Origin of the sequence: Paenibacillus sp. GYB004, assembly GCF_036577605.1 — a bacterium.
Lineage (GTDB): Bacteria > Bacillota > Bacilli > Paenibacillales > NBRC-103111 > Paenibacillus_AB > Paenibacillus_AB oceani.
This window is the reverse complement of record NZ_JARBDB010000008.1, coordinates 260,421-286,662: the sequence shown is the minus strand read 5'-3', so window position 1 is coordinate 286,662 and position 26,242 is coordinate 260,421. Positions and strand designations below refer to the sequence as shown.

Sequence of the window (26,242 nt, the reverse complement as noted above, 5' to 3'; positions counted from 1 at the left end):
AGTGTGGACGGCACATACTATCCCATAATGGGTGTTAAGATGTCCGATTTTACAATGGGGACCAGCATGAACGGAAACGGAGAGGAATGGCGGTTCAGTGTTATTGGGTTTGTAAGCTTCCGCACCCGAATATCTGCTGTGGTAGATGGAAACGTGACAATAATAGGAGAGGCGGTGGCGTAATGTCAGATATGGATGTAGCAGCGATGGCAATGGCAATATCAGCCAAAATGGGGCAAGTGAGCGTTAAAGATTTCGGGGCAAAGGGTGACAAGGCGACGGATGATGCGAGGGCCATTCAAGCTGCTATCGATAATATTGCAGAGAACGGCGGCGGGGATATCGTTGTACCTCCCGGAGATTACACGGTAGGTGCTACCATACGCATAAAACCTAAAGTTCACCTAAAATTATCAAACGGAACAATTATTCGGCCAAAGTCTGACATAAACGTGGTGCAACTTAGCAAAGATGCGAAAATAAGCGGAGGAAGAATTGACACAAACAACTTGGCTGAATTTACAAAAGGCTGTATCTATCTCGACGGTGCAGATAGATTTGCCATGGACCATAATACATCAATTTCTGGAATTATTCTATACGGGAAAAAGGTAAGGAAGTCAGGAAAAGCCATACATTTCTTGGCAGATGGAACAGGGAACAATGTATGCTGGGTGCATGTTAAGGATGTTGTAATTTCATACTTTGATAAGGGTATACATCTACAAGCTATTAAAAATTACGAATCAGATGTTACTTTTGTAAATGGAAATCAATTTAGCCAAATTGGACTAAATGGAAACAACTATGACATCTACGTAGAAGGTGTTCAAGGAACTACAAATACGTCTGGAGGCATAGTTGAATCATCAGGCAATATGTTCAGTGACATACAATCTGAACCAGCAAAAAATACAACTCACTTTTATCTATCTTGCAGTTACAATAGGATAACGAGTAAATGTTGGGACTTAAAGGTTATTGAGTCTGGCGTCGCCGGACAATTTGCTCCATTATCAAGACAAAATATCGTAAGTTCCAATATAGGAACGGGATATATAATCGATCAAGGAACAAATAACCGTATTGACGCAATATATGATGCTCAAGCTAACTTGAATGAATGGATACATGGAGTAATACCCCCATCTGTTGTCGATGGAAAACTTTTTGTAGGAAATCAAGACGACTATTTAGCATTCGCAAACAAAAGATTTACCGTTAGTGTTAGTGGACCTTCATTGATAGGTGGTCAGATATCAAACATATTCGATCTAAACGGCGATCTGTCAGCTAAATGGAATGGTGACACGGCTACTAAAGAAAACCCTATAGTAGTAGAGATATTATTTCCATCGGCAATAACATATTTCAGCAATCTCGGAATAATGTTCGGACCTTGGAACGAAAGTGCCACTGCTATTAAAATAGAGGCAAAAGCACGCGGAACATGGTCTGTCGTGAAAAATAATGAGAATTTAACGGCTCCAAGAGAAATCTTTATTCACAATACTTTTCCATTCTACACAGAAGGCATAAGGATAATAATGAGTGGGTCGGCAAATAGCGTTAGTAAAATATTGAGGGTCGTAAGAATATTCGGTCAATCATCAACGTATTCCGGAGCAGCCTATCTACAAACCGGTGGCGGGAAAATGTACGGCAACTTAGATATGGGTAACTATTATCTAAGGATCGGGAACACCAACTCTTTACCCGTTGCTTCTGAGGGTAATCGTGGGCAAACCATAATTGTTCGTGGTGGGGCAGGGGTATCGGATATCGCGTATATTTGCGTAAAAACTGAAACCGATGTGTATCGGTGGAAAAAAATAAATTTGACCGATTGAATCGGAATGTATCGATCATTGTGGAAATGATACGAAAGGTATCATATAATGGGCTTAACACATTTTTACAGGAGGGAAATCGTTTTGAAATTGAAGGAAAGGATTCTTGAGCTTGATGCACTACGGGGAATAGCTGCTTTGGTTGTTATCCTGTACCACTACACAACAAGATACCAAGAAATATTTCAACACAAAGAACCAATGTTGTTCAGTTTTCCTATTGGGAATTTTGGAGTACAGTTGTTTTTTATCATCAGCGGCTTTGCGATCTACATGACGCTTAGTAATACAAAATCTCTAAAAGATTTTGCGATAAAGCGGATCATCAGACTGTACCCAGCCTACATCATAGCCGTTGTTTTAACTTTCACGCTGACTCATTTATATCAGTTACAAGGCAGGATGGTAAGTCTTATAAACGGAATCGTTAATATCACAATGCTGGGTGGCTTGCTAGGTGTACCCTACGTTGACGGGGTATACTGGAGCTTGCTGGTTGAAATGATTTTTTATGTACTAATCGGCATTCTGATGTTAATCGGGCTGTTAAAGAAAATAGAATATGCATCTATAGCATGGCTGGCTGTATGTGCGATAATAAATGTTGCTCAACTAATAACAGGTGGAATTAAGGGCGGTAATTTAATTGGAATGCTAGCGATTACGCAATTTTGCAATTTGTTTATCGCAGGAATTATGTTTTATAAGATTAAGCAGAGTATTTCCAAGCCCTTACATCATTTAATCGTCGGGGCGTGCCTGGTATACCAGTTTCTATTTCAAGGCATCTCTTCAGGATTGATTGTTGCGTTATTCTTCCTGGTGTTCTATTTGGTGGTGTATAACAAGCTGCAATTTATAGCAATCAATCCATTAACCTTTTTAGGGTTTATATCCTACGCTCTATACCTTGTGCATCAAAATATTGGATATATAGTCATCAACGCGCTCGAAAAAAATGGATTTACAAATCAAATATTTATCCTTGTTCCGATCACTGTATCAATCGTGCTCGCGTATTTGATCACTAGGTTTATCGAAAAGCCGGTACAAAGTTTTGCATTGAAGGCATATAACAATGTAAAATTCAGACCTTCCGTTGCAAAACCAGCAACGACCGAGAACAGCCTTGCAAAATAGTATAAGATTCGCGAAGCCCCGAGCCAATCGGGGCTATTTTATTGCCGAGTAATTGAAGGTAATTTAACCTGACCGTCGACCAACATCGGCGGGAGGGATTTTGTATGTATTTGGAATATATTGAAGAAAGACACAATTTGTTTGGAAGACGTGTTCGATTACATCAATCATGTTGGAATTAACATAATCACCAAGATTCGTTTATTAATTTGTTCGAGGGGCAAGATGCCGAGAAACAGGGATGATTATCCTTGCTTTTTTCATTTTTACTGTGGTACTATTCATATCAACGTTGATGTTTTCTTCACCTCAAAATCGGCAGGATTTTGGTAGGAAACTTGTTGTCACTTGAGGATACGAGTTGGCCACCAGATTAAACAAAAGATCGCCGAGTTCCCAATAGAATCAAGGTTTGGGGACATTTCAGGGAATGAAACGAGCATCAACGGAAACGAAAGGTTTCAGCGATTTTCCTTCGGGGCAGGGTGAAAATCCCGACCGGCGGTGATTCCGCGTCGATTGCGTTATAATCGACAGCTTGCGGATCAGTCCGTGACCCGTGCTAAAGCGCGTGCTTGGCCGGTGGACCTGGTGTGAATCCGGGACCGACAGTATAGTCTGGATGGGAGAAGGAATCGGGCAAATGGAATAACAGAACTGCCGCATTTGGCGTCGCTAACATGTGCATTTTTTCACATAAATCGACACCGGTTTGCTGCGCCCATTTCGTATGGATCGTTGCTGGAATAAGCTGCGGCTTTCCTTTCGCGTCCTGTTTGCGCTCGTGCGCGACCTCCGCCGAAAAGACGAGATTGGGTCGTCTGTTTGCGCATGTCTTCATGACGCATTACGCCCGTACTATCCGACTTCCCGCCCCTTTACGCTTGCGTAGAGGGCTTTTTGTTTGGAATGCACGTACGAAACGGGATAGGCGGTGAGATCGAGTTGGACCTGTTGAACGACGAATATTACATGCGGCTGGCGCTTCAGCTCGCGGAGAAATCATTGGGGCAGACCGGGATCAACCCTGTCGTAGGCTGCGTCATCGTCAAGGACGGCCGGATCGTCGGGTTAGGCTCGCATCTTCAGCGGGGCTCCCATCATGCCGAGGTGCATGCTTTGCTGATGGCCGGGGCGGAAGCCGAGGGCAGTACCGCTTATGTAACGCTGGAGCCATGCAGCCATTTCGGCCGGACGCCTCCTTGCGCGGACCGTCTCGTGACGGAGAAGGTGAAGCGGGTCGTCGTCGCCTGCACGGACCCGAACCCCCAGGTGGCCGGCACAGGGATCGAGAAGCTGAGGAGCCACGGGATTCAAGTCGACGTTGGCGTCCTGGAGCAGGAAGCGCGCGCGCTTAATGAAATATTCAATTCGTTTATTTCGACGCGCTTGCCATTCGTTACGATGAAATCGGCGACGACCCTGGACGGTAAAATTGCCACCAAAACCGGAGACAGCAAATGGATTAGCGGTACGGAATCCCGTTCGTACGTGCATATGCTGCGTCACCGTCACCAGGGCATCATGGTCGGCGTGGATACCGTTATCGCAGACGATCCGCAGCTCACCGCCAGACTCGACGTTCCTTCTATCCAGCCTGTGCGGATCGTCATCGATTCGAAGCTTCGCCTTCCGCTCGAGGCGCGTGTCGTGCAGGATAAGGAAGCGAAGACCGTCGTATTCACGACGAACCAGGCATCGATTGAGCAAATGATGCGGCTGAACGCCTTCGGCGTGGAAGTGATCCGATGCGGGGAAGGGCCGCGCGTAGATTTGCGTAAAGCGATGGGTATGCTGGCCGAGCGGGAGATCGGATCGGTGCTGCTCGAAGGCGGTGGCAAGCTGAACGGAGCGATGCTGGAAGCCGGACTGATCGATAAGATCGTACTGTTTCTGGCTCCGAAAATCGTCGGCGGCGCAGATGCGCCCGGCGCCTTCTCCATGGACGGTTTTGCCAAGATGTCGGAGGCCGTCATGCTGGAGCGTGTAAGCATCGAAAGATTCGGCGATGATTGTTGTATTACCGGATATCCGAAGCGGACGGAAGGGAGGAAGACCGAATGTTCACCGGAATTGTAGAAGAGATCGGACGGATGAAGCGGATCGGCAAGCAAGGGCAAGCGATGGTGCTGACGGTTGAGGCGTCAAAGGTGCTGGAAGACGTTCATCTTGGGGACAGTATCGCGATTAACGGCGTTTGTCTGACCGTTATCGCTTTTGACGGGGCTTCCTTTACCGTCGATGTCATGCCGGAGACGTTCCGGAAAACGACGCTGCGCCATATGCAGCCCGGAACGAGCGTTAACCTGGAGAGAGCGATGCCGGCGACCGGCCGGTTCGGCGGACATATCGTGCAGGGCCATGTCGATACGCCGGGGCGGATCGTATCTCGTCACAACGAAGAAAATGCGGTTGTGTTCCGGTTGGAGCCGGAGGATCAGGGCCAGATGAAGTTCGTAATTCCGCACGGCTCGATTACGCTCGACGGAATCAGCCTGACTGTAGTTCGGGTCGACGATCGCTCGTTTACGGTATCGATTATCCCGCATACGCTCGCGCAAACTGTTATGCAGCACAAACAGCCGGGCGATCTGGTCAATATCGAATACGATCTGCTGGGCAAATATATCGACCGTCTGCTGTCGTTCCGCGGTCAAGAAGCGGACGGTTCGCCGCAAGGAAAAAACGGCGGCGGGATGACGATGGAATTTTTGGCGAAGAACGGGTTTATGTGACGGACAGGCGGACAGACAGCGGAGTGTTATAGACTACGATGTATATAATGAGGTGAAAGCGATGCAGCAACCCGTAAAGATGCATACGATCGAAGAAGCGATCTATGATTTGATGATGGGGAAAGTGATTATCGTAGTGGACGACGAGGATCGCGAGAACGAGGGCGACTTTATCGCATTGGCCGATAAGGCGACTCCCGATGTGATCAATTTTATGATCAAGGAAGGCCGCGGGCTGGTCTGCGTTCCGATTACCGAAGAGCGTGCCGGGGAGCTCGACCTGCCGCCGATGGTCGCCAAAAATACGGATTATCACGGAACGGCGTTTACCGTATCGATCGACCATGCCGGAACGTCGACGGGGATATCCGCCTTTGAACGGGCGCATACGATCCGCGCGATGATCGATCCGCAGACGGGACCTGATGATTTCCGGCGTCCGGGTCATATTTTCCCGCTAATCGCGAAAAAAGGCGGCGTCCTGCGCCGGGCGGGTCATACGGAAGCGGCCGTTGATCTCGCCCGGATGTGCGGTTCTTATCCGGCAGCGGTCATTTGCGAAGTGATCAAGGAAGACGGTACAATGGCACGTGTGCCCGATCTCGCCGATATTGCCGCAAAACATGAGCTGAAGATGATCACGATCAAAGATCTGATCCATTACCGCAACGAGAAGGAGAAGCTCGTCAAGCGGGAGGTCGAGATCAAGCTGCCGACCGACTTCGGCAATTTCGCCGCTATCGCTTACTCCAACGAAGTGAACAGCCAGGAGCATGTGGCGCTGGTGAAAGGAACGATCGATCAAGACCGTCCCGTCCTCGTCCGGATGCACTCCGAATGCTTAACCGGCGATGTCTTCCACTCGCACCGCTGCGATTGCGGTCCTCAGCTGGCCGCTGCGCTCCAGCAGATCAGCGACGAAGGCAACGGGGTTCTTGTCTACTTGCGTCAAGAGGGACGCGGCATCGGCCTGATCAACAAATTAAAAGCTTATGTGCTCCAGGAGCAGGGATTCGACACGGTTGAGGCGAATATACAATTAGGATTTGCCCCGGACCTACGGGATTACGGAATCGGCGCACAGATTTTAAAAGATTTGGGCGTCCGGAAAATCCGCCTGTTGACGAACAATCCGAGAAAAATCCGCGGGCTCGAAGGCTACGGCATGGAAATCGTCGAACGCGTCCCGATCCAGATGGAAGCCAACGAGGACAACCGGCGCTATTTGCGGACCAAACAGGAGAAGCTTGGGCATATGCTGAACATCCAGCAGGATACCGGAGCCGGAATCTAATAGATTAGCCTATACCGAACCATACTACCGAACCGCCATCGGACCAACTTAACTTAAAGGAGATAACAGATCATGGCACATTTTGAAGGACACTTAATCTCGCAAGGATTAAAATACGGAATCGTAGTAGGCCGTTTCAACGAATTCATTACGTCCAAACTGCTTGGAGGCGCGCTGGATGCGTTTAAGCGTCACGGGGCGGCGGAAGACGATATCGATATCGCATGGGTTCCGGGAGCGTTTGAAATCCCTCTGATCGCGCAAAAAATGGCCGCAAGCGGCAAATACGACGCCGTAGTCACGCTCGGCGCAGTCATCCGCGGCTCGACGCCCCACTTCGATTACGTGTGCAACGAAGCCGCCAAGGGAGTAGCAGCGATCGGACTGAAAACGGGCGTACCGACGGTATTCGGCGTGCTGACGACCGATTCGATCGAGCAGGCGATCGAGCGTGCGGGAACGAAGGCCGGCAATAAAGGCTGGGAGTCTGCCGTAACCGCAATCGAGATGGCCAACCTGACGAAGCAGCTGGAAGGATAAGCAGAAGCGCGTAACACCGCTTCCGGAAGCCGGCGGCCGGTATTAGACTGAGATTCGTATTCGCAAGATGAGGTGGACCCGGGAATGAAGCCGCATTACAAATTGGAGACGTTCGAAGGTCCCCTCGACCTGCTGCTCCATCTGATCGATAAGTCGGAGATCGATATTTATAACATTCCGATCAGCGAAATAACCGAACAATATATGGAAGTGCTAGCCGCGATGCAAGAGCTGGAGCTGGAAGTAACGAGCGAATTTCTAGTGATGGCCGCTACGTTGCTTGCGATCAAAAGCCATATGCTGCTGCCCAAACCGCCGCCTCTCGAGCTGGAGGACGACTTCTACGACGACGAAAACTACGATCCGAGGGCTGAACTCGTGCAGAAGCTGCTCGAATACCGCAAGTACAAAGCGATCGCCGAGGAACTGCGGGATAAGGAGCTGGCACGCAGCCTGGTTTATACGCGGGAGCCGGAGGACTTGACCCCTTTTGTCCGGGAGGTCGAAGTGAATCCGGTGGAGGGGCTCGATATCGCCGATCTCGTAATCGCCTTCCAGCGTGCGCTGCGCAAGGCGAAGTCCCGCAGCACGGTCGCCAAGATCAGGCGCGACGAAGTATCGGTCAAGGAACGGATGCGCGAGGTGCTGACGCTGCTCGTTGATCGCGGAGGGAAAGTGCTGTTCTCCAGACTGTTCGATCATAGCGCGGAGCGGGAAGAGATCGTCGTTACGTTTCTGGCGCTGCTCGAGCTGATGAAGACCAAGCGGATCGTATGTTTTCAAAACCGGCTGTTCGACGACATTGTGATCCAGGCGAAAGAGGAGGGAGCGGCGGTTGAATTACCGTCAGATGAAATCGGTTATTGAAGGGCTGCTGTTTGCGGCAGGAGACGAAGGACTGGATGTGAAGCAGATCGCCGAGGTTGTCGAGCTGCAGACTCAGGCGGTGTCCGGCTTGCTTAAGGAAATGACCGAAGATTTCCGCCGCGAGGAGCGCGGCGTGCAAATCGTCGAAATCGCCGGGGCTTACCAGTTGACGACGCTTCCTGCGCACGCCCCGTATTTCGAACGATTGGCGCAATCGCCTACCCGTTCGAGCTTGTCTCAGGCGGCGCTCGAGACACTTGCTATCGTCGCCTACAAGCAGCCGCTCACCCGTATCGAGGTGGAGGAAATCCGCGGGGTGAAAGCGGATCGGGCGCTGCAGACGCTCGTAGCCAAAAATCTGATTATGGAAGTCGGCCGCGCCGATGCGGTAGGCCGGCCGATTTTATACGGAACGACCAAATCGTTTCTCGATTATTTCGGGCTGGCGGGCCTCCAGGAGCTGCCGGAAGCGACATTGTTCCAAAATCCGGACGATCTCGAGGAAGAAACGCGCATGCTGTTCGAGAAGCTGGACAATCATCAGCAGCTTACGATCGACGATGTGGAGCGCAACGGCTGATCGTAAACGGGCTGTCTGTTGCTGCATGACCGACGGAGGCGCAAACCCTGATTCGGCCATACCGGCAATCCGTCGTTCGACGCATACGGTCCGATGGAAAGGTCATACTAAACTTTGACACGGGCGCATTTGACGCCCAGAGTTTTAGGATGACGGGGGATCGGGCGCCATGTTATGGATATGGCTTGTCGCGGGCATTCTCGTTGCGGGAATGCTCTTGTTCGTTTTCAGCGATATTCATATTCGATTCCGGTATTCGCGGGTGGAAAACGACGATACGCTGGCCGTCGATATCCGGGGAATGTTCGGCCTGCTCCGGCTGCATTACAAAGTCCCGTTGATCGAATGGGAAGGCAGAGGCTTCAGACTGCGCTTGGAGCAAATGAACCGCAAATTAAACGAACTGCTGGACGAACACAAAACCGTTATTACCCGGGAGAAAATCGAACAATTTTTTCATAAAACGAAAATACTGCTCGCTCATACCGCCGAACTTGTGGAATGGACCAAATCCGTATTGTCCCGTACCGTTTGCACCGAGTTAAGCTGGGTGACGCGGATCGGACTCGGAGACGCGGCGGATACCGCCGTGACGACCGGCGTCGTATGGGGAATCAAAACGTCGATACTCGGCTATTTGCTGCGTTTTGTCCGTCTCGAAGCCAGACCGTCGTTAAACGTTCAGCCCCAGTTCAACCGGACGATGTTCTCGACGGAGGCGGTATGCAAATTCAAGCTGAAGGCGCTGTATGCCGTATATGCGGCATTCCGGCTGCTGGTGCGTATATTGCGGGCTAAGGGCGGGCTGCGGACTTGGAGGAAGATCTGGTTCAAGCCGTCTTGATGGAAGGCCGCGGTCTGGCCATAATGTCGGAAGAGGAATGAATTAATAAGGTTTCCGGGTACATAACCGTTACTCCATTGGGTAACCTATACCTGTATGAGAAGTCGTCATCCATCAGCATAGAGCCAACCGGAGGAGGAATACGTGTGAGTGAACATCCGATTCAAGGTCTAATGAAGACCGCGATGGAAAATATCAAAGAAATGGTCGACGTGAATACGATCGTCGGCGATCCGGTCGAAACCCCCGACGGCAGCGTCATAATGCCGATCAGCAAGGTTGGATTCGGCTTTGCCGCAGGCGGAAGCGAGTTTTCCGTCGAACCCACCGACAACCAGGATCATCACCATGCAGGCGGACAACACCAAAATGGCGGCCAAGGCCAGCAGCACCGCACCGATTCGTACGGGCAGCCGGCGCTTCCGTTCGGCGGCGGTAGCGGCGGCGGCGTATCGATTACGCCAATCGCGTTTCTTGTCGTCGGCAAGCACGGAGTGAAGGTCGTTCCGCTGGATAACCAGACTCACCTGTATGAACGGCTGATCGATTCGGCTCCGCACGTAGTGGACAAAATCCAGAGCATGCTAAAAGCGAACAAAAACACGATGAGCGGCGTAATTCCGCAAAGCGACAACGGAATCATTTCCAACGAGACGAACGTGATCGTGTAATTCATGGCTAATTAGTAGCAAAAAAAAGCTGCCCGCAGTGGGCAGCTTTTTAGTTTATTTCGTAGAGGAGTCCGTAGAGCGGTCATCCGATTTCAACCGGTCATACAAAAAGTCGACGATATGAACGGCTTCCATCTGATCCGACAGCTTCTCGCGTTCGATCCCGAGCTTCATCTGCAGCAGACAGCCGGGATTGCTCGTAATCATAAGATGGGCGTTCGTTTCCTTGACATGCTCCATCTTGTGCTCCAGAATCTGGTTGGCCATCTCGGTCTGCACAATGTTATAGATGCCTGCAGAGCCGCAGCAGCGGTCGGAGCCCTGGAGCTCGACGAATTTGACGTTGGCGACCCGGTTCATCAGGTTGCGGGGAGCTCCCGATGACCGCATCACGTTGCGCAGATGACAGGAATCCTGGTACGTGATCGTAAGCGGCTTGCCGTCGTCTTGTGCCGTTTTGGGTTCCTCGAACGAAGGGAGCCGGCCTTTTTCGAGCAGCAGCAAGCTGATGTCCTTCACACGCGAAGCAAACCATTTGCCGTCGTCGGCATATTCAGGCTCGTCATGCAGCAGGTGATCGTATTCGACCAGCAGCGCTCCGCAGCCTCCCGCATTGGACGCGATATAATCGACGTTCGCTTCGCGGAATGCGCGCACGTTTTTTTTCGCCAATTCCTTGGCCTGGCTCATCTCGCCGGCATGAGCGTGAAGCGCGCCGCAGCAGTTTTGCGTCTCCGGAATAATGACCTCGAACCCGGCTTCGGTCAGCAGACGAACGGTGTTCAGATTCGTTTCCGTGAACAACACGTCCATCAGACAGCCGCGGAACATGCCTACAGTGCCGATTTTCTCGCCTTTGGCAGGGACGCGCGTTCCGAACGTCTCGAATACGCCGCGGCCGGACGCTACCGGCAAGATCGGCTCCATTTCTCTCATATTTTTCGGGAACAGCTTCATGACCCCGACGCCGTGCGCGACTTTTTGCAGACCGGACGTTTGGTACGTCCGCAGCAGCTTGCCTACCAGCTTCATCCGGTTTTGTTTCGGGAATACTTGCTTGAAGGCAACTTTGCGGGCTGCCTTAATGAACCAGCGGTGTTCGACGTGCTGCTCCACCGAATCGCGCGTCGCCTCCAGCAGATGGCCGTATTTGACGTCGGCGGGACATACCGGCTCACAGGCGCGGCAGCCGAGACACAGATCCATCTGATTCTGGAACTTCTGGTCCGGCTCCATAATGCCGTCGACGACCGCCTTCATCAGCGCAATCCGGCCGCGCGGCGAAGCCGCCTCAAGCCCTGTCTCGATAAAGGTCGGGCAGGCCGCCTGGCAGAAGCCACAGCGCATACAGTTGGTCAGTTCGTCATAGCTGAGCTGCATTTTCATCGTTTGGGCAAGCGGGTTTAACGGCTTTATCTCAGGGGTCGAACCGGACGGCGCCGGATGATGGGAATGATTAGCGGTTTCTTTAACGGCTGCCATTGTCAATCACCACTCTTTTCCGGGTATGTTTGGCAAATATTTTGCCTGGATTCATGATGTTGTTCGGGTCGAAGGCATGCTTGATCGCCTTCATCACCTCGATGCCTGCCGCACCGACCTTCCATTCGAGATAAGGCGCCTTAACGACGCCTACGCCGTGCTCTCCGGTAATCGTGCCGCCGAGCCGGATCGCAGCTTCGAAAATTTCTTCGAACGCCTGCTCTACGCGATGTATCTCCTCGGTGTCGCGAGCGTCGGTCGTGCAGGTCGGATGCAGATTGCCGTCTCCGGCGTGGCCGAACGTACAAATTTGCACATTGTATTTTTTGGCGATCTCGTTAATGGCGATAACCATGTCGGCGATTTTGGAACGAGGGACGGTGGCGTCCTCCAAAATCGTCGTCGGACGGATGCGCGCACAAGTAGACAAGGCGCTTCGGCGGGCAAGCATCAGCTTCTCGGCTTCGGATGCGTCAGCCGCCATCTTCACTTCTACAGCGCCCTGCTCCTTGCAGATCCGCACGATTTCTTTAATGTCGTTCTCGACGACGTTTTCGTCCAAGCCGTCCTGCTCGATCAGCAGAATCGCTTCCATGTCGATGGGCAGTCCGATTTTGTTAAAGCCTTCTACGACCCGGATCGTGGCGTTATCCAAAAATTCGAGCGTAGCCGGGATGATCCGGTTGCCGACGATCGCCGATACGGAGCGGGCGGCCGCATAGATGTCGCTGTACATCGCAACCATCGTTTTCCGGTACTTGGGCGCAGGCATCAGCTTCACCGTCGCTTCCGTGACGATCGCAAGCGTCCCTTCCGAGCCGACCAGCAGCTTGGTTAAGTCGTATCCCGCAACGTCCTTGTACAGCTTCCCGCCGGTACGGATAATCTCGCCGTTCGGAAGTACCGCCTCGAGGCCGATGACGTGATCTTTGGTCGTCCCGTATTTCAGACCGCGCAGCCCTCCGGCGCACTCCATTATATTACCGCCAAGTGTCGAGATGATCATGCTGCTCGGATCAGGCGGGTAAAACAGGCCGAGCTTCTCGACCTCCATATGGAACATTTTCGTATTCAGACCGGCCTGAAACGTTGCCGTCAAATTTTCGGTATCGATCTCGATCAGCTTGTTCATCCGGTTCATCACCATGACGATCCCGCCCTCCAGCGGCACGGTGCCGGCGCACAGGTTGCTTCCCGCGCCGCGGCCCACGATCGGAATGCGATGCTCGTTGGCAACTTTCAGAATGCCGGATACTTGCTCGGTAGTCGAAGGGAAAATAACGCCGTCCGGCAGCGCCTGCTGCATCGGCGTAGCGTCGTAAGAATAGCTGACCAGCGCTTCCATATCGTCCTTAAACCACGATTCACCGACGATCTCGATAAGCTTGGCGCGGATTGATTGATTCAGCATTCCGAATCCTCCTATTAATGTTAAATTGATCAGGTCATCAGATGACTTTTCTCTCATTATAGCTTACTATAGAATGTGTGTATATCCTTTTTCGTCATGAAGTGAAGGGAAACACCGAATTTTTCGCTGTATCAGCTTTGCAACGTTTCCTGTGAGACTGTTTGCAGCGATTGCCCAATAGATGTGGAAGTTTCCCCTTTTGACTCCGAACCGGACACGGGCCGTATAGTCAAAGGAACAGGAGGACCGGACCGATGGCATTTGACCAGGTAAAACCGCTTAAAGGTTATGAGCTCGTCATGGAGCAAATCAAATCGAGAATTAGAAACGGGGAATTCGCACCCGGCACGAAGCTGTCTTCGGTCGTTGATCTGGCGGCGAGCTTTGGGGTCGGTCGATCGACGATCCGCGAAGCGTTAAGCGCATTAAAGGCGATGGGACTTGTGGAAATCCGCCAGGGTGGGGGGACGTACGTCAGTACCGAGCTTCCGAAGGAACAGACGGCGGGCGAAGGCAACTCTTTATTTGCCAGTGCGGAATCGATTCAGGAGCTGCTGGAGGTCCGCAAAATATTGGAGACCGGCTGTGCTTCGCTAGCCGCCCGCAACCGGAGCGCCGAGGACTTGCAGGCGATCGGGCACGAGCTGAAGCTGATGGAGCTGTACCTGAACGACGAAGCGAAAGGCGAAGAGGCGGACGTCCGGTTTCATCTCAAGTTGGCGGAAGCTACGCACAATTCGCTGCTGATCCCGATGATGGAATCGTTGTCGCAGCGTCTTCACGACAGTATGAGAGAATCGAGAAAGCTGTGGTTTTACGGGGAGCGGGCGGAAGCAAACCGGCTGCTGAGGGAACATTCCGATATTTACGAGGCGGTGCGGGAGCAGGACGAGAAGAGGGCGCATGAGGTGATGCGGACCCATCTGCTTAAGGTTGAAAATGTCGTGCGCCGGGCGTTATCCGAATCGAGTATATAAGAGCGCACTGCATTAAGGCTGGCCGCCTTGAGCAGTTCGATGCGAAACCCAAAAAGAACCTTGCATGTTCCCTTTCGAAGCCGAAAGGAGCACGAAGGTTCTTTATTTCGTATGAAGCGGTAAAAAGGAATCGCGTTACAGCTTGGCATTGCCGATGCGAAGCTTCTCTTCGGCGTGGGCAGCGTCGACTTGCTCCAGACTCATAAGCGCGCCGAGTGAGCGGAACGCGGTGAGCGCATCCTCATAACCCCGCTCGATATGATCGACACCGGTAAGGAACGTCGTTCCTTCGGCGGCCATTCCGGCCAGCAGCAGACAGGTTCCGGCCCGGATGTCGGTAGCGTGCACCCAGCTCCCGGATAACGGCGCACCTCCGCGAATATAAGCCGTGTTGCCGCGCACGTCGATGTCGGCTCCCATCCGGCGCAGCTGAGCTACGTGCTGGAACCGCTTCGGATAAATTTTCTCGGCGATTATGCTTCTGCCCGAAGCTTGGGTAAGCAGAGCGGTCAAAGGCTGCTGCAGGTCGGTGGCGAAACCGGGGTACATAGCTGTACGCACGCGAACCGCCTTCAGCTTGCCGGCTGAACTCGCGGTAATGCTCTGATCCCGGTAGTCGATCTCCATGCCGATTTCCGTCAGCTTGGCGAGGCACGAGCCCAGATGGTCCGGAATTACGTCGGTGACGGTAACGGACCCGCCGGCGACCCCCGCCGACATGAGAAAAGCGCCGGCGATCAACCGGTCCGGAATGACCGTATGGTGCCCGCCTTCGAGCGACCGCACCCCGTCGATGCGGATCGTATCCGTGCCGGCTCCGGATATTTTGGCGCCCAACTCGTTAAGAAGAATAGCCGTATCTACGACTTCCGGATCTTTGGCCGCTCCGCGCAGTACGGTGCGTCCTTCGGCAAGCACGGCGGCAAGCATGCAGTTAATCGTGGCGCCGGATGTGATCATATCGAAATAAATATCGGCGCCCTTCAGCTTCTTCGCTTCTACGGTGTAATGATCTTCATGAAACGAGAACTCGGCGCCCATCGCTTTCAAGCCTTTAATATGCTGGTCGATCGGGCGGGAGACGAAATTGTCGCCCCCGGGAAACCCGATGCTTACTTTGCCGAACTTGGCGAGCAGCGCGCCGACGAAGTAATAGGAAGCCCGGTAGGACGAAGCTTTGTCCTTGTCGATGTTGGCGTTATGGATCGTTCCGGGATGAAGCCGGATATCGCCGTTCGCAAGCCGCGCCGTACCCATCCCGATGTCGCTGGCGATGTCGCAAATGATTCGGATGTCGTAGATGTCGGGAATGCCCGATAAAGTAATCGGCTGGTCGGATAAGCAGCACGCGGCCATCAGGGCGAGAGAGCTGTTTTTGGAGCCTTGTATTTTGACGGAGCCGCTTAACGGCCCGGAGCGTTCGATGCGTATGATGTTCAATGGGGTTCCCACTTTCCGGTAAAGTCGTCACCATACTATTTATTCATGTTTGGGGAGGAAAGTCAATAAGTAGAAGGATGTGAAACCATTATTTTTCATCTGACAGAATATACTCTGTCGGAACGTGCCGGAAAGCGCGTAATCACGCATAAACAAGTCCGATTGAACCGTTTTTACATCGGTTTCGAAAGGTGTCTTTTCTCCGGGACATGATTCATTTTAACTATTATAAGCCGCGCCGGGCGGTTGTGTGCCTCCGTCTCACCATACCTTTCCCGTGATTGTCCGGACAATCCGTTCATATCCGAATCGGATAAGCATATACTTGTACCAACCGGCGGATAACGCCAAGATCGGGGTGAGAAACGGAAGATGGAGGGGTATTGCAAAATGTTGCGGCGTTTCGCCTTAGGGTCGCTCGCGCTGCTGCTTATATGGCCGCAATGGACCATGGCCGCGCCGACCGGCGTGCAGACGAGTGCGGAAGCGGCGGCGCTGGTCGACGTGACGTCGGGCCGGTTGATCGTATCCAAAAACGGTGACAAGCAGATGCGGATCGCAAGCTTGACGAAGATTATGACGGCAATCGTAGCGATCGAGCACGGAACGTTGTCCGATCAGGTCGAGGTCAGCGGCAGAGCCGCCGGCAAGGAGGGCTCGTCGATCTACCTGAGGGCCGGGGAGAAGATGAGTCTGGAAAATATGCTGTACGGGCTTATGCTCCGTTCGGGCAACGATGCGGCTACGGCGATTGCCGAACATGTCGGCGGGTCGCTCGAGGGGTTCGTTTATCTAATGAACGAGACAGCGGAGCTGGCCGGTATGACCCGGTCGCAGTTCAAAAATCCGAGCGGCCTGGACGAGGAAGGCCACTACTCGACAGCGTCCGATATGGCCAAACTGACCGCTTATGCGCTCCGCAATCCCGTATTTCGCGATATCGTCAAAACGAAAACGAAATCGGCGCCGAACCCGCACGAGGATTGGGACTATACATGGATGAACAAAAACAAGATGCTGTCGATTTATGAAGGCGCGGACGGGGTGAAGACCGGGTATACGAAGCTGGCCAAAAGGTGTCTCGTCTCCTCCGCTACCCGCGACGGCCAGCAGATTGCAGTCGTCACCTTAAACGATCCGAACGATTGGCTCGACCATAAGAAGCTGCTGGACTACGGATTTGCGAATTATCCTTTGCGCGATCTCGTTCGCAGAGGGGATAAGATCGAGAATCTGCCTGTGGCGGTCGGCCGGACGTTCTCCTATCCGCTGTACGAGGAAGAGTCCGGCTTGATCCGCAAAGAGGCGGTATTGCTCGATCCGGCGGCGTCTGAGTACCGGCTTGGAGAGCGCGGAACGTTGTTCTTTTATTTGTCGGGCACGCCGATCGGATCGGTTCCGCTGTATGCGGAAGGCAGCCCGCGCCTGGAAGCGAAAGACCGGTCGGCCTTCAGCTTCAGGGAAAGCGACAAGTACAGGGTCACCCGGCTTGGGTTGTGGCAGCAGACGCTGAAGGAGACGGTGCGTCGGCTGTTCGTCTTATCGGAATAAAGGTGGCCGTCTCTACTGGGAGGGGATCGGTATCGTTAACTGGATATGGCTCTTTTTTATAGCTGCCGGGTTTGCCGTCGCCGCTGCGCAGGGTAACGTCGAAGCGGTCACGAAAGCGGTGTTTGACGGGGCCAAAAGCGGAGTGACGATCAGCTTCGGTCTGATCAGCATTTTAGTGTTCTGGCTCGGCATGATGCGGATCGCCGAAGACTCCGGCCTGCTGCGCAAAATCGCCGTGCTGCTTCGTCCTGTCGTGCGCCTGCTGTTTCCGGACGTTCCTAAAGATCATCCGGCTGTCGGCTACATCATGTCCAATATGAGCGCCAATCTGTTGGGACTGGGCAATGCTGCGACTCCGATGGGAATCAAAGCGATGCAGGAGCTGCAGACGCTGAATCCGGACAAGGACACGGCGAGCCCGGCCATGTGCACGCTGCTTGCGCTCAATACGGCGAGCATAACACTCATTCCGACTACTTTGATCGCCATCCGGATGAACTACAATTCCGCCAATCCGGCTGAAATTGTAGGGACGACGCTTCTCGCTACGGCGATCGCCACACTGGCTGCGATCGTCGCCGACAGATGGTGCCGAAGGCGGCTGCTCGCCAAAACTGTCCCGAAAGGGTGAATGCGCTTGTATACGTTCGTCTCCGTATTGTCCGCCTGGGCGATTCCGGTATTGATTGTACTCATTCCGCTGTATGCGGTATACAAAAAAGTGCCCGTCTACGAATCGTTCGTCGAGGGGGCCAAGGACGGATTCGATACGGCGGTCAAAATCATTCCGCACCTGGTCGGGATGATGGTGGCCATCGGCGTCTTTCGCGCTTCCGGGGCTATGGACGTCATGCTCAACTGGATGAAGCCGATGCTTCAATATATAGGGGTTCCCGGGGAGGTGCTGCCTCTCGCGATTTTGCGCCCCATTACCGGCTCCGGCTCGCTCGCCTTTACGGCTGACCTGATCGGCGAGTACGGGCCCGACTCGATGATCGGCAGAATCGCCTCGACGATCCAGGGCAGCACGGATACGACCTTGTACGTCCTGACGGTTTACTTCGGTGCCGTAGGCGTACGGAAGGGACGATATGCGTTAAAGGTCGGTTTGTTTTCCGATCTGGTCGGTTTTGTGGCGGCCGTCGCCATCTGTTTGATTATTTTCGGTACGGCGGGGTAACAAGCAGGGGGATTCCGGGCTCGTCTGCGAAGCGGAGATTTCCGTTTCAGCGGCGGGCTTTTTTAGAGCTCTAGAATCAAAAATCCATCACCTCCCCGCGCTAACGTGCGGGTTTGCACGCGATAAGGACCTTCCGGACGTTACCGGACGGTTTCGCTTAATAGCTTTTTCAATAAAAAGTTTGCTGCCGGAAGGTTTCCCTCATCCACCCTGTCCCGGGCCGCATCCGCGCACCCCTTCCTTCCGCCTACATATAATAAGGTAGCACGAGAAGGCGAGGTGAGGCCGGATGCGGCCGACCGGCATTACGATTCATCATTCCGTTTGCTCCGCGATTAACGGAAAGGGGTACGACTTTTATATTACGCGCCGTGGAACGATTATCCCGGCATCCGAGGCGACCGATCCGGCGATGATTCATATTTGCGTAGAGGGGGACTTCTCCCGACCGGAGGAAGCGATGTCGGGACTGATGGAGGAACAGTTTTTCGTTTTGCAGAAGCTGGTGCTCCGACTCGCCGAAACGTTCGGGTTCGATCCGAACCATTCGCTGTCGCACAGCGACGTTTGTCCCGGCTCGTTTTTTCCATGGTCCGAGCTTGTGATTTCGCCAAAGGATGGTTATCATTAGGTTTGAGGTGACCATTATAATGGAACGATTGCAAAAAGTGCTGGCCCAAGCGGGCGTAGCATCGCGCCGGAAGTGCGAAGAGATCATTACGGCGGGTCGAGTGGAAGTGAACGACGAGACGGTAACGACGCTCGGGGTGAAGGTCGACCCCGCCGTCGATGTCATAAAAGTGGACGGGCGTCCGATCAACCGTCAGCAGATGACGTATTTGCTGTTCAACAAGCCGAAGGGCGTCATTACGAGCGCCTCCGATCCGGAAGGCCGCAAGGTCGTCAGCGATTACATACATGACGTGAAGGAACGGATCTATCCGGTCGGAAGGCTCGACTACGACAGCGAGGGCGTGCTGCTGCTGACCAACGACGGGGAGCTGGCCAACCTGCTCACCCATCCGAGGCATCATGTGGCGAAAACGTACCATGCGACCGTCAAAGGCGTGCCGCACGGAGACTCGCTGGACAAGCTGCGCCAGGGCATTCAGCTGGAGGACGGGATGACGGCGCCGGCGGAAGTCGAATATGTAGATATCAACCCCGACAAAAACGAGACGATCGTATCGATCACGATCCATGAAGGCCGGAACCGGCAAGTGCGCCGGATGTTCGAGGCGATTCATTTTCCGGTGGAACGGTTGAAGCGGGTTCAATTCGGGTCCATTCAGCTGGACGGATTGATGCGAGGGAAATACAGGAAGCTGACGAATGCGGAAGTGGAGGAGCTTCGCAGAACCGCTCTCCAGTCACATAATGTTCAAAAAGGGCGGCCATGACGCCCCTTTTTCAGCGTCAAGTTTCGCTATAATGTGAGTAGTTGGATTGACAATACGAAGCGAAGGTGATCCGCGATGAAACAACATAGGAGATGGATTCAGGCCATCATATTAACCGCGGTTCTACTGGTCGGCGGGTACACGATCGGGAGCAGCCTGTTCGCCGAGGACGAGATTCCGCGGGAAGGGAGCGCTGCTCCTGATTTTACGTTAACAGGGCTTGACGGCACATCGTACACGCTATCCGATTTCAAGGGTCAGCCGGTCGTGGTCAACTTTTGGGGGACCTGGTGCGAGCCGTGCGTTCGGGAAATGCCGGCGATCCAGCGGCAATACGACAAGTGGAAAGACAAAGGGCTCGTCGTGCTCGCTCTGAATCTGGATGAAAGCAAAGTGACGGTGCAAAGTTTCGTCCGTCAGTACAACATGACGTTTCCCGTCCTGTTCGACAAGGAGCTTCGTATGCGGGACCGCTATGCCGTTCGTTCGTATCCGACGACATTTTTCGTTGACTCGGCAGGAAAGATCGTGAAAATTGCCTCCATTGAGATGGACGACAATTTTATCGAACAGACGATCCAGCCGATGCTGAAGCAATAAAGGAGCGATAACCCCGTGATTGCGAACACAAAATGCGAGTGCGGTCACCAAAATCATGTGGGGACTGTCTTGTGCGAGGCGTGCGGGAAACCGCTGTTTGAGAACGGCGCCGACAATGAGCCGTTAGAGATGCGGTACGACGGAGTAGCGAGGCGTTCCCAGAAGGCGAATCCGTCGATTCTCGACAAAGTGTGGAATTTCTTCTCTTCGGTCAAGATTGCGATTTATTTGATCCTGGCCACCTTGCTCGGCTCGATGCTGGGCACGATTTACCCGCAGGAGAACACGTTCGTCAACGTCGACCCGGCGAAATATTACAAGAGTACGTACGGCTGGTCCGGCGATCTGTATTATAAGCTCGGATTGTCCGACACGTACGGCTCGTGGTGGTTTATCGCCCTGCTGGTGATGATCGGCACGTCGCTCGTCATATGCAGTCTCGACCGCGTGCTGCCGCTGTACCGTGCGCTTAGCAAGCAGCAGATCCGCAAACATCTGAGCTTCCTGCGCAGGCAAAAGGTCGTCTATGAAGGAACCGTCCCGATGGGAGAAGGGCAAGCCGCTTCCGATCCGGAGGCTTGGGTCGCCGGCAGCGCCGAGAAGCTGCGGAAGAAGGGCTACAAGGTGCATACCGACGGTTCGGCTCTGCTGGCCGAGAAGCACCGGTTCAGCCGATGGGGACCGTACGTCAACCATATCGGGCTGATTATTTTTTTACTGGCGCTGCTGATGAGAGGGCTTCCGGGCTGGCATTTGGATCAGTATTCCGAATTTCTCGAAGGCGAGCCTACCAAAATTCCGAAGACGAACTACTACTTAATGAACGAACAGTTCAACGTGTCGTTTTACGACGAGACGGAGATGACGGAATCGTTCCGCGAACAAGGCAAAATCGTCGCCAAACTGTACGAAACGAAAGCCATTTTGTACGAATGCGAAAGCAATTGTGACAGTCCGGACAAGCCGCCTCAGCTCAAGGAAGTGTCGAGGCAAAATATTACGGTCAACCATCCGTTATCCTACAAAGGTCTGCTCGTCTACCAGTTCGATTATGCGGAGACGCCCAAGCTGCTCGCCGTTAATCCGAAGCTCAAAAACAAACAGACCGGGGAATCGTACGGGCCTTTTGAAGTGAGGATGAAAAATCCCGCGTTGTCATACGAGGCCGGGCCGTACAAGCTGGAGCTGAAGGAGTATTTCCCCGACTTCTCCGTTAATGACAAAGGAATGCCGATTACCGTATCGAACGAACCGAATGCGCCGGCATTTTTGTTTATGATTACCGGGCCGCAACTGCCGGAGAGCGGACAGCCTTACTTCTATTTCCCGAAGGAAATCGATAAGGTGAAGTTCAGCCAGGACAAAATTAACGGCGCTTTCGCCGAAGCCTGGGACATCTCGGTTGACTCGATGGAAGACGTCGAGATTGCCGCCTACACCAGCTATTTGAATATTCGCAAAGACATTGCGCTGCCTTACATTTTTACGGGAGCAGCTATCTTCATGATCGGTGTCGTCATGGGCATCTATTGGCAGCACCGGCGCATCTGGCTCCGATTTGACGAAGGCAACCGGTTGACGCTCGGCGCACATACGAATAAAAACTGGTACGGGCTGCGCGGCGAAACGGCGGGAATGCTCAAACAGATGGGCATCGACGTCGAACCCAAGCAGCTGGCCAATGAGGTGAGCAAAGCTTAATATGGAAACTGTCAGCGGAACTTTTTTATTGATCGCCCTAATCTTGTACACCTTGTCGTTTTTCGGCTTCGTTATCGCGGTCACCGGGAAGAAGTGGAGCGAGCGCGACCCGGAAGGACATACGAAGCGATGGGGGAAGATCGGTCTAGCGACGACCATTACCGGATTTGCCGCTCAGCTGGTTTTCTTCATTACAAGATGGTATGCGGCCGGATATATTCCGACGAGCAACATGTTTGAATTCATGACCTTTTTGGCGATGATGATTGTACTTGCATTTATCATCGTCTATCTGATCTACCGTACAGCGATTCTCGGCATGTTCGCCATGCCGGTCGGCGTAATCATCCTCTCTTACGCGCTCGTATTTCCTCCGGATATTCAGCCGCTCATTCCGGCTCTGCAGAGCTACTGGCTGAAAATTCACGTGACGACAGCGGCGCTCGGAGAGGCGTTCTTCGCGGTCGGCTTTGCTGCCGGTCTGATGTACCTGATCCGTGTCATCAATTATTCCGGGCAGTCCAAGTCGGACCGCCGGGAGCGGCGGGGAGTCGAAATCGTCATCTTCGTCGTTTTGATGATCGTTTCGTTTATCGTCAGTGTGTATGTATTTAAAGGAATCAATTACGAAGCGTCCTTCATGCAGGAAGTAACGAAGGTCGACCAGACCGGCAAGGAATATGTCGAAACGAACAAGGTCGATTATGTGTTGCCTCCGATCGTGAAACCGTTCAACAGTACGACTGAGAGCATGCAGCCGTTCCTCGGCATGAAAGAACCGTTATTTACGGCGCCGTCCTGGATGAACGGGGTTAATGCGGGAAGGAAATTGAATACGTTCGTCTGGGCGCTGCTGGCCGGATTCATCGTATACATGCTGCTCCGGCTTATTCTCCGCAAGCAGATCGGTGCGGCGATTCATCCGGCCATGAGCGGAATGGATGCCGAAGATTTGGATGAGATCAGCTACAGGGCGATTGCGATCGGATTTCCGATCTTTACGCTGGGCGCGCTTATCTTCGCCATGATCTGGGCGCACGAGGCATGGGGCCGGTTCTGGGGCTGGGACCCGAAGGAAGTATGGGCTCTGATCACCTGGCTGTTTTATACCGCTTACTTGCATTTCCGTCTGTCCCGCGGATGGCAGGGTCGCAAATCAGCCTGGATGGCGGTTATCGGATTCGTCGTCGTGATGTTTACGCTGATCGGCGTCAATCTGATCATAGCCGGTCTTCATTCGTATGCAGGCGTGTAATGGTTTCAATCGATGCTCCCAAAGGAGAGTGAACGGTTCATGATGGATATGAAAGCGAGCATTCTGGTAGTTGACGATGAGGAGCGGATTCGCAGACTGCTGCGGATGTACCTGGAGAAGGAAGGGTACACGATCGACGAAGCGGAAGACGGGGAGACGGCGCTTGTGAAAGCGCTGGAGGGCGATTACGACCTGATCCTTCTGGACGTCATGCTGCCAGGCATCGACGGGACCGAGGTGTGCGCGAGACTGCGTCAAGTGAAAGCGACCCCTGTCATCATGCTGACGGCCAAAGGGGAAGAGGCCAACCGGGTGCAAGGCTTCGAGGTCGGAGCGGACGACTATGTCGTCAAGCCGTTCAGCCCGCGGGAAGTGATCTACCGGGTGAAGGCGATTCTGCGCCGTTCGTCCGCGACCGCTTATCTGGCCAAGGATGCGATTCATGCGAGCAACAACATCGTATTCCCGCATCTCGTCATCGAACATGACGCTCACCGCGTAACGGCGGGCGGACAAGAGGTGGCGCTGACGCCCAAGGAGTACGAGCTCCTTCACTACTTGGCGACTTCGCCGGACAAAGTGTTTTCGCGGGAAGATTTGTTAAAAGACGTTTGGAATTACGAATTTTTCGGCGATCTCCGCACCGTCGACACCCACGTCAAGCGGCTGCGTGAGAAGCTGAACAAAGTTTCGCCGGAGGCGGCCTCGATGATTACTACGGTCTGGGGCGTAGGCTACAAGCTCGAGGTGCCGAAATAAAGTGAAACTGTGGAAAAGCGTCGTCGGCAAGCTGTGGATGACCATTATCGGATTAGTCGCCGTTGTTCTTTTGATCAACGGCGTTTTTATGGGGCAGTTTCTCACTACCAACTTCGCCAACTCGAAGGATCAGGAACGAAGCCTTCAGAAGATGGCTTACAAAGTATCGGCCGACCTGTCGCTGCATCGCGAAGACATCCATTATATTACGGCGGTGGCGGAGCTGCTGGACGCCCAGGATGCGGCGGTGCTATCGTTAAATTCCAGGTTCGAGGAGAGCCTTCCGCCAGCTTCGGGCACCCAGGTTCCAAAGCTGCAGGCGTTCGACCTGTTCGGCAAAGATAAGCTGGAGCAGGTTTTGCAGGGAGGAACGTTTCCTTCCATTTATTACGATCCGCAGTCGGGCAAACGATTTTTGGCCGTAGCCGTCCCGCAGCGCGAGAAAAACACCGAGACGATTAACGGTGTCATCATTTTGTACCAAGCCCAAATCGCGCTCGATTATACGCAGGCGTATTTTCAAAATCTGTTCGTCATCGCCGGCGTAATCGGTTTTCTGCTGACGACACTGTTCGCCTTTTTCCTGTCGAGCCGAATTACGCAGCCGCTGCTGCAGATGAAGAAGGCGGCGGATTTCATTACGCTCGGCGAATACAAAAACCGGGTGCCGGTCACTTCCTCCGACGAGATCGGCGAGCTGGCCGTCGCCTTCAATCATATGACCGGCCGGCTGGACGAGACGATTCATGCGTTGAATCATCAGAAAGAGCATCTGTCGAGCGTGCTGCGAAGTATGACCGACGCCGTTATCACTCTGGATGCCGACGGCCGGCTGCTGCTGGCCAACCCGCAGGGCGAGAAGCTGGTGGCCGAATGGAGCGAGATCGGCTGGGATCAGGCCGGGAGAGATGAAGGAGCGACGGTTCCGCAGCCGCTTCAGCCGCTGTTCGAAGAAGTGGTTAAAGGCAACAAGGACATGATCTCCAATATTCACGTCCGCAACAACGTGTATTCCGTCGTTATGGCTCCCCTGTATTCGCCGGAGGGGTTAAGGGGAACGGTTGCGGTATTGCGGAATGTGACGGAGGAGCACCGGCTGGACAAGCTGCGCAAAGATTTCGTGGCGAATGTATCGCATGAGCTGCGGACGCCGCTGTCGATGCTGCAGGGTTACAGCGAAGCGCTGCTCGACGATATCGCGGCGACGCCGGAAGAACGCCGCGAGCTGGCGCAGGTCATTCATGACGAGTCGTTGCGGATGGGGCGGCTGGTCAAAGATTTGCTCGACCTCGCCCGGATGGAAGCGGGACATATCGAGCTCAGCTTCCGGGAGTTCGAGCTGGAGCCGCTGATCCAGCGGGTACACCGCAAGTTTTCAGCGTTGTGCAAAGACCGGGGCCTCGCCTTGAAGCTGGAGATGCCGGCGGAGCCGATCACGCTTTATCTCGCCGATGAAGACAGACTCGAACAAGTTTTGACGAATTTGCTCGACAATGCGGTGCGCCATACGCCTTCCGGCTCGTGGATCGCTATCTGCGTGTCCCGGGCAGGCGGTAGGAAGGACGAGATCGTGCAGATCGAGATCCAGGACGGAGGGCAAGGCATTCCGCGCGAAGATTTGCCTTACATTTTCGAGCGGTTTTACAAAGCCGACAAAGCGAGAACCCGCGGCCCTTCCGGCGGAACGGGACTCGGTCTCGCGATCGTCAAAAATATTGTGGATGCTCATCAGGGCACGATTTCTGCCGAAAGCGAGCTTGGAGAAGGCACGACTTTTACTATAAAACTGCCCAATAAGCACGTATAAGACGCACAAAAGGCTATCCTCGGTGAAGAGGATAGCCTTTTGTGCGTGAAGCGGTATGGATCGAACGGAGGCGAATCGTACCGAATCGGCGGACCCGACTTTCCGCGCTTTTCAGTAGAACGTGTTGAATGACCGCGACAAATCTTGTTGTACGTGAA

The 26,242-nt window shown here is 53.4% G+C and carries 24 protein-coding genes and 1 riboswitch; of the genes, 21 read left to right on the top strand and 3 right to left on the bottom strand.

Annotation, left to right across the window (positions count from 1 at the left end):
- Nucleotides 1–182 precede the first annotated feature (182 nt).
- From PV433_RS05325 to ytfJ, 10 genes are all read left to right on the top strand, one after another.
- A complete protein-coding gene (locus PV433_RS05325; protein ID WP_332071135.1) occupies nt 183–1,850 on the top strand; it encodes a glycosyl hydrolase family 28-related protein in 1,668 nt (555 codons plus the stop codon).
- A gap of 84 nt (nt 1,851–1,934) precedes the next feature.
- Complete coding sequence (locus PV433_RS05320) at nt 1,935–2,990, top strand: acyltransferase family protein (protein ID WP_332071134.1); 1,056 nt, start codon at nt 1,935–1,937, stop codon at nt 2,988–2,990.
- Between the two features lie 467 nt (nt 2,991–3,457).
- A riboswitch (FMN riboswitch) is annotated at nt 3,458–3,628 on the top strand.
- A 271-nt stretch (nt 3,629–3,899) separates the two neighbouring features.
- A complete protein-coding gene (gene ribD, locus PV433_RS05315) occupies nt 3,900–5,069 on the top strand; it encodes a bifunctional diaminohydroxyphosphoribosylaminopyrimidine deaminase/5-amino-6-(5-phosphoribosylamino)uracil reductase RibD (protein ID WP_332071133.1) in 1,170 nt (389 codons plus the stop codon).
- Nucleotides 5,051–5,725, top strand: coding sequence for a riboflavin synthase (gene ribE, locus PV433_RS05310; RefSeq protein WP_332071132.1), 675 nt, complete (start codon nt 5,051–5,053; stop codon nt 5,723–5,725). The genes ribD and ribE overlap by 19 nt, the downstream gene beginning before the upstream one ends.
- 61 nt (nt 5,726–5,786) lie before the next feature.
- On the top strand, nt 5,787–7,019 hold the full coding sequence (locus PV433_RS05305; protein WP_332071131.1) for a bifunctional 3,4-dihydroxy-2-butanone-4-phosphate synthase/GTP cyclohydrolase II: 1,233 nt from the start codon (nt 5,787–5,789) through the stop codon (nt 7,017–7,019).
- A gap of 72 nt (nt 7,020–7,091) precedes the next feature.
- Nucleotides 7,092–7,559, top strand: coding sequence for a 6,7-dimethyl-8-ribityllumazine synthase (gene ribH, locus PV433_RS05300; protein WP_332071130.1), 468 nt, complete (start codon nt 7,092–7,094; stop codon nt 7,557–7,559).
- Between the two features lie 84 nt (nt 7,560–7,643).
- Entirely contained in the window at nt 7,644–8,426 is a 783-nt protein-coding gene (locus tag PV433_RS05295) for a segregation and condensation protein A (RefSeq protein WP_332071129.1), read from the top strand.
- Nucleotides 8,395–9,006 carry an SMC-Scp complex subunit ScpB gene (gene scpB / locus PV433_RS05290; protein WP_332071128.1) on the top strand — a complete coding sequence of 204 codons (612 nt, stop codon included), beginning with the start codon at nt 8,395–8,397 and terminating at the stop codon, nt 9,004–9,006. The genes PV433_RS05295 and scpB overlap by 32 nt, the downstream gene beginning before the upstream one ends.
- A gap of 169 nt (nt 9,007–9,175) precedes the next feature.
- The gene (locus PV433_RS05285) at nt 9,176–9,850 is read left to right on the top strand and encodes a DUF2953 domain-containing protein (protein ID WP_332071127.1); all 675 of its coding nucleotides are present in this window, start codon (nt 9,176–9,178) and stop codon (nt 9,848–9,850) included.
- 146 nt (nt 9,851–9,996) lie between these two features.
- Nucleotides 9,997–10,521 carry a GerW family sporulation protein gene (ytfJ, locus tag PV433_RS05280; protein WP_332071126.1) on the top strand — a complete coding sequence of 175 codons (525 nt, stop codon included), beginning with the start codon at nt 9,997–9,999 and terminating at the stop codon, nt 10,519–10,521.
- 54 nt (nt 10,522–10,575) lie between these two features.
- Here the strand turns inward: ytfJ and PV433_RS05275 are convergent, their stop codons facing one another.
- Both PV433_RS05275 and PV433_RS05270 read right to left on the bottom strand, forming a co-directional pair.
- Nucleotides 10,576–12,003 carry a (Fe-S)-binding protein gene (locus PV433_RS05275; protein ID WP_442951478.1) on the bottom strand — a complete coding sequence of 476 codons (1,428 nt, stop codon included), beginning with the start codon at nt 12,001–12,003 and terminating at the stop codon, nt 10,576–10,578.
- A complete protein-coding gene (locus PV433_RS05270) occupies nt 11,990–13,414 on the bottom strand; it encodes an FAD-binding oxidoreductase (protein ID WP_332071125.1) in 1,425 nt (474 codons plus the stop codon). The genes PV433_RS05275 and PV433_RS05270 overlap by 14 nt, the downstream gene beginning before the upstream one ends.
- Before the next feature lie 254 nt (nt 13,415–13,668).
- Between PV433_RS05270 and PV433_RS05265 the strand changes: the two genes are divergently transcribed.
- Nucleotides 13,669–14,391 (top strand): FadR/GntR family transcriptional regulator, encoded by a 723-nt coding sequence (locus tag PV433_RS05265; RefSeq protein WP_332071124.1) that lies wholly within the window; start codon nt 13,669–13,671, stop codon nt 14,389–14,391.
- Nucleotides 14,392–14,526: 135 nt separating this feature from the next.
- Here PV433_RS05265 and murA read toward each other — a convergent pair whose 3' ends face one another.
- The gene (gene murA / locus PV433_RS05260; RefSeq protein ID WP_332071123.1) at nt 14,527–15,831 is read right to left on the bottom strand and encodes a UDP-N-acetylglucosamine 1-carboxyvinyltransferase; all 1,305 of its coding nucleotides are present in this window, start codon (nt 15,829–15,831) and stop codon (nt 14,527–14,529) included.
- Nucleotides 15,832–16,221: 390 nt separating this feature from the next.
- Here murA and PV433_RS05255 point away from each other — a divergent pair, with 390 nt between their 5' ends.
- The 10 genes from PV433_RS05255 (at nt 16,222) to PV433_RS05210 (ending at nt 26,084) form a co-directional block, all read left to right on the top strand.
- Nucleotides 16,222–17,382 carry a D-alanyl-D-alanine carboxypeptidase family protein gene (locus PV433_RS05255; RefSeq protein WP_442951477.1) on the top strand — a complete coding sequence of 387 codons (1,161 nt, stop codon included), beginning with the start codon at nt 16,222–16,224 and terminating at the stop codon, nt 17,380–17,382.
- Nucleotides 17,383–17,413: 31 nt separating this feature from the next.
- Nucleotides 17,414–18,013 carry a nucleoside recognition domain-containing protein gene (locus PV433_RS05250; RefSeq protein WP_332071195.1) on the top strand — a complete coding sequence of 200 codons (600 nt, stop codon included), beginning with the start codon at nt 17,414–17,416 and terminating at the stop codon, nt 18,011–18,013.
- 6 nt (nt 18,014–18,019) lie between these two features.
- Nucleotides 18,020–18,562, top strand: a complete 543-nt coding sequence (locus tag PV433_RS05245; protein ID WP_332071122.1) for a spore maturation protein — start codon at nt 18,020–18,022, stop codon at nt 18,560–18,562.
- A gap of 289 nt (nt 18,563–18,851) precedes the next feature.
- On the top strand, nt 18,852–19,193 hold the full coding sequence (locus PV433_RS05240; RefSeq protein WP_332071121.1) for a peptidoglycan recognition protein family protein: 342 nt from the start codon (nt 18,852–18,854) through the stop codon (nt 19,191–19,193).
- Between the two features lie 19 nt (nt 19,194–19,212).
- Nucleotides 19,213–19,962, top strand: coding sequence for a pseudouridine synthase (locus PV433_RS05235; protein ID WP_332071120.1), 750 nt, complete (start codon nt 19,213–19,215; stop codon nt 19,960–19,962).
- 75 nt (nt 19,963–20,037) lie between these two features.
- Complete coding sequence (gene resA / locus PV433_RS05230; RefSeq protein ID WP_332071119.1) at nt 20,038–20,562, top strand: thiol-disulfide oxidoreductase ResA; 525 nt, start codon at nt 20,038–20,040, stop codon at nt 20,560–20,562.
- A 15-nt stretch (nt 20,563–20,577) separates the two neighbouring features.
- Nucleotides 20,578–22,263, top strand: a complete 1,686-nt coding sequence (gene resB, locus PV433_RS05225; protein ID WP_332071118.1) for a cytochrome c biogenesis protein ResB — start codon at nt 20,578–20,580, stop codon at nt 22,261–22,263.
- 1 nt (nt 22,264) lies between these two features.
- The gene (gene ccsA / locus PV433_RS05220; RefSeq protein ID WP_332071117.1) at nt 22,265–23,518 is read left to right on the top strand and encodes a cytochrome c biogenesis protein CcsA; all 1,254 of its coding nucleotides are present in this window, start codon (nt 22,265–22,267) and stop codon (nt 23,516–23,518) included.
- Between the two features lie 39 nt (nt 23,519–23,557).
- Nucleotides 23,558–24,277, top strand: a complete 720-nt coding sequence (locus tag PV433_RS05215; RefSeq protein WP_317891146.1) for a response regulator transcription factor — start codon at nt 23,558–23,560, stop codon at nt 24,275–24,277.
- A gap of 1 nt (nt 24,278) precedes the next feature.
- Entirely contained in the window at nt 24,279–26,084 is a 1,806-nt protein-coding gene (locus PV433_RS05210; RefSeq protein WP_332071116.1) for an ATP-binding protein, read from the top strand.
- Nucleotides 26,085–26,242 lie beyond the last annotated feature (158 nt).

What these genes read in the sequence shown, in the direction of transcription:
- PV433_RS05325 (WP_332071135.1), top strand. Translation starts at nt 183, where the DNA reads ATGTCAGATATGGATGTAGCAGCGATGGCAATGGCAATATCAGCCAAA.
- ribD (WP_332071133.1), top strand. Translation starts at nt 3,900, where the DNA reads ATGCACGTACGAAACGGGATAGGCGGTGAGATCGAGTTGGACCTGTTG.
- ribE (WP_332071132.1), top strand. Translation starts at nt 5,051, where the DNA reads ATGTTCACCGGAATTGTAGAAGAGATCGGACGGATGAAGCGGATCGGC.
- PV433_RS05305 (WP_332071131.1), top strand. Translation starts at nt 5,787, where the DNA reads ATGCAGCAACCCGTAAAGATGCATACGATCGAAGAAGCGATCTATGAT.
- ribH (WP_332071130.1), top strand. Translation starts at nt 7,092, where the DNA reads ATGGCACATTTTGAAGGACACTTAATCTCGCAAGGATTAAAATACGGA.
- PV433_RS05295 (WP_332071129.1), top strand. Translation starts at nt 7,644, where the DNA reads ATGAAGCCGCATTACAAATTGGAGACGTTCGAAGGTCCCCTCGACCTG.
- PV433_RS05285 (WP_332071127.1), top strand. Translation starts at nt 9,176, where the DNA reads ATGTTATGGATATGGCTTGTCGCGGGCATTCTCGTTGCGGGAATGCTC.
- PV433_RS05275 (WP_442951478.1), bottom strand. Translation starts at nt 12,003, where the DNA reads ATGGCAGCCGTTAAAGAAACCGCTAATCATTCCCATCATCCGGCGCCG.
- PV433_RS05270 (WP_332071125.1), bottom strand. Translation starts at nt 13,414, where the DNA reads ATGCTGAATCAATCAATCCGCGCCAAGCTTATCGAGATCGTCGGTGAA.
- PV433_RS05265 (WP_332071124.1), top strand. Translation starts at nt 13,669, where the DNA reads ATGGCATTTGACCAGGTAAAACCGCTTAAAGGTTATGAGCTCGTCATG.
- PV433_RS05255 (WP_442951477.1), top strand. Translation starts at nt 16,222, where the DNA reads ATGTTGCGGCGTTTCGCCTTAGGGTCGCTCGCGCTGCTGCTTATATGG.
- PV433_RS05240 (WP_332071121.1), top strand. Translation starts at nt 18,852, where the DNA reads ATGCGGCCGACCGGCATTACGATTCATCATTCCGTTTGCTCCGCGATT.
- PV433_RS05235 (WP_332071120.1), top strand. Translation starts at nt 19,213, where the DNA reads ATGGAACGATTGCAAAAAGTGCTGGCCCAAGCGGGCGTAGCATCGCGC.
- resA (WP_332071119.1), top strand. Translation starts at nt 20,038, where the DNA reads ATGAAACAACATAGGAGATGGATTCAGGCCATCATATTAACCGCGGTT.
- ccsA (WP_332071117.1), top strand. Translation starts at nt 22,265, where the DNA reads ATGGAAACTGTCAGCGGAACTTTTTTATTGATCGCCCTAATCTTGTAC.
- PV433_RS05215 (WP_317891146.1), top strand. Translation starts at nt 23,558, where the DNA reads ATGATGGATATGAAAGCGAGCATTCTGGTAGTTGACGATGAGGAGCGG.